Here is a 2,860-nt window from a genome sequence, read left to right as displayed (position 1 = left end):
AAGATTCTGCCCGAGGCTCTTGCCGTATCCGGGCTCTTTGGCTTTAGACCACGAACTTGTAGCCCAGCCCGCGCACGGTCACCAGGCGTTCGGGCACCGCCGGGTCGACCTCGATCTTGGAGCGCAGGCGCTTGACGTGCACATCCAAAGTCTTGGTGTCCCCCACGTAGTCGCTGCCCCAGACGCGGTCAATCAGCTGGCCTCGGGTGAGCACTCGACCGGCGTTGCGCAACAGCATTTCCAGCAGCTCGAATTCCTTCAGCGGCATGGATACCTCGGTGTTGTCGACCGAGACCACGTGGCGTTCCACGTCCATTCGCACCGGACCGGCGGTGACCACATTGCTGATCAGTTCTTCGCCTTCGCCCTGGCGGCGCAGCACAGCACGGATGCGGGCCAGCAATTCGCGGGAGGAGTACGGCTTGGTGACGTAGTCGTCGGCGCCGAGCTCCAGGCCGACGCCCTTGTCGATCTCCGAGTCCTTGGCGGTGAGCATGATGACCGGGACCTGGCTGTTCAGGCGGATCTGGCGGATCACCTCGGTTCCGGGCTGGCCCGGGAGCATCAGATCCAGCAGCACCAGGTCTGCGCCATGGCGTTCGAACTCGGTCACGGCCTTCAGGCCGTCGTCGGCGATCCGGACTTCGAAACCTTCGCGTTCCAGCAGGTAGGACAGCGGGTCAGAGAGCGATTCCTCGTCCTCAACGATCAATATGCGGGTCATCGGCGTCCTCCTTCACGATCGGACGCATTCGTCTCGATCGTTCGTTCCTTCATCGTCTGGCCGGCAAGCACATTGCTGGTCGCCGGTTCTTCGTCCGCTAGGGGAAGTCTTAGGGTAAATGTGGATCCGTGGCCGGGCTGCGACCACAGCGACACTTCGCCGCCGTGGTTGGCCAGCACGTGCTTGACGATGCTCAGCCCCAGGCCGGTGCCCCCGGTCTGCCTCGAGCGTGCGGAGTCCACGCGGTAGAAGCGCTCGAAAACGCGTTCCTGCTCTTCGGCCGAAATCCCGGGTCCCTGGTCGGTGACCGAGATCTGCGCATAGCCATCACGCTGCCGGATGCCCACGCCTACCGTGGTGTTCTCCGGGGAGTAGCGGATGGCATTATCGATCAGGTTGCGGATCGCAGTCATCAGCAGGTCCGCATCGCCCAGGATCGGCTCCTCGAGATGTCCGCCTACGGTAATGGCGATGCCCTTTTCCTCGGCAATCAGGTGGCTGCGGTCAACTGCCTCGGCCACGACGCTGTCGATATTCACTTCCTGGCCCTGCACGATGGCATCGGTTGCCTGCAGGCGGGAGAGCTCGATAATGTCCTGGACCAGGGCGGCCAGGCGCCGCGATTCCTTGTCCATCCGGGTGGAGAAGCGGCGTACCGCCTTGGGGTCATCGGCAGCCTCGGTAATGGCCTCGGCCAGCAGGCCGATCGCGCCGACCGGAGTCTTCAGCTCGTGGGAAACGTTGGCCACGAAGTCGTTGCGCATCGCTTCGGTACGGGTGATTTCGGTACGGTCGTCGGCCAGCAGGAGAATGTACTCGTCGCCCAGCGGTGCCACGCGCACATGGACAATTAGCTGCCCGGCACCCAGCGTGGAGCGTTGCAGCTCGTACTGGCTTTCGGCAATCACGCCGTCGGCGCGAACCTGCCGCACCAGCGAGAGCAGTTCGTTGTGGACGAGCGTGTGTCCTCGCACCAGTCCGTAGGCATAGGAAGCGGGGTTGGCCCGGACCACCCCGTCGACGTCATCAAGGATCACGAAGGCGCGTCCAATGACCGACAGGACGGCGGCGGCTCCCTCGGGGAGCACGGGTTCGTCGACCTGTGGCAGCTTCGAGGAGCGGTTCTGGGAAAGCCGGAAGGCGATGACGCCAACGATCCCCAGAGCCAGGCCGAGGACGCCGGCTATAAGAGTCGAGATCACTTCGTTCACATCTTTAGACTAGCTTCACCTTTGGGTGGCACCGGCCCTAAATGACGTGATTTAGTCGATTTCGGCGCGCTGTTCACCAAACGTTCACCTTTCGTGGCATATTCGTTAATCACCCGCTGACAAGCTGGAGCAAGACCCTCCACCATGCCACAAAACTGTTTCGGGGCGGTTGGCTGCCACGGCAGTCCACCATCCGGCATGGATACCGACACTCGAAAGGAACTGCTGTGCGTAAGGTATTTCAAGCAGACCTGCAGCAAATTGGCGAAGAACTCATTGAGATGGCCAACCAGGTCGCAACCGCAATGGATCGAGCTTGGGATTCGCTAGCCAACGTCGACGTCGACCTGGCCCAGGAAGTCATCGCAGCGGACGCGAAGATCGACTTCCTGCAGAACCAGCTCGATGAGCGCGCTATCGATACTTTGGCTTTGCAGGGACCGGTAGCCAGCGATCTGCGCATGATCGTCGGTTCGCTGCGCATGAGTGCTTCGCTGGAGCGCATGGGCGACTTGGCACGCCACTTGGCGCAGCTGGCCCGCCTGCGCTTCCCCAACCCGGCAATCCCAGCCAGGATTTCCGACACCTTTGCCCAGATGGCAAAGATCGATATTGACATCGCCAAGGCCGTTGCGCGTTTGCTCGACACCCGCGATCTGCAGATCGCTACCGAAATTATCGAGCTGAACCACCAGCTGGATCGCTTGCACTCCAGCGTCTTCACCCTGGTCGCGGCCGACGACTGGGATGCCAATGCACCCACCACCGTGGACGTATCGCTGACCAGCCGCTACCTTGAGCGCTTCGGCGATCATGGTGTGTCCGTAGCTCGCAAGGTCACCTATCTGGTGACCGGCGAATGGGACCCCACCGAGATCTAGGTCCGCGGACCTAAGCTATAAGGCTGCGCCTTGGGGGGGGCCAT

Annotated in this window: 3 protein-coding genes; 1 reads left to right on the top strand and 2 read right to left on the bottom strand. The window is 62.0% G+C overall.

The window, feature by feature from the left end:
• Positions 1–43: 43 nt before the first annotated feature.
• Both ACNPM8_RS09960 and ACNPM8_RS09955 read right to left on the bottom strand, forming a co-directional pair.
• The gene (locus ACNPM8_RS09960; RefSeq protein ID WP_448939774.1) at positions 44–724 is read right to left on the bottom strand and encodes a winged helix-turn-helix domain-containing protein; all 681 of its coding nucleotides are present in this window, start codon (positions 722–724) and stop codon (positions 44–46) included.
• Complete coding sequence (locus ACNPM8_RS09955) at positions 721–1,935, bottom strand: sensor histidine kinase (RefSeq protein ID WP_426735528.1); 1,215 nt, start codon at positions 1,933–1,935, stop codon at positions 721–723. Before ACNPM8_RS09955 ends, ACNPM8_RS09960 begins: the two co-directional genes overlap by 4 nt.
• Before the next feature lie 227 nt (positions 1,936–2,162).
• Between ACNPM8_RS09955 and phoU the strand changes: the two genes are divergently transcribed.
• Positions 2,163–2,816, top strand: a complete 654-nt coding sequence (phoU, locus tag ACNPM8_RS09950; RefSeq protein WP_133835063.1) for a phosphate signaling complex protein PhoU — start codon at positions 2,163–2,165, stop codon at positions 2,814–2,816.
• Positions 2,817–2,860: the final 44 nt, after the last annotated feature.

It is taken from the genome of Glutamicibacter sp. AGC46 (assembly GCF_053543715.1).
The sequence above is the reverse complement of the archived record's forward strand: the minus strand, read 5'-3'. Positions and strand labels throughout refer to the sequence as shown.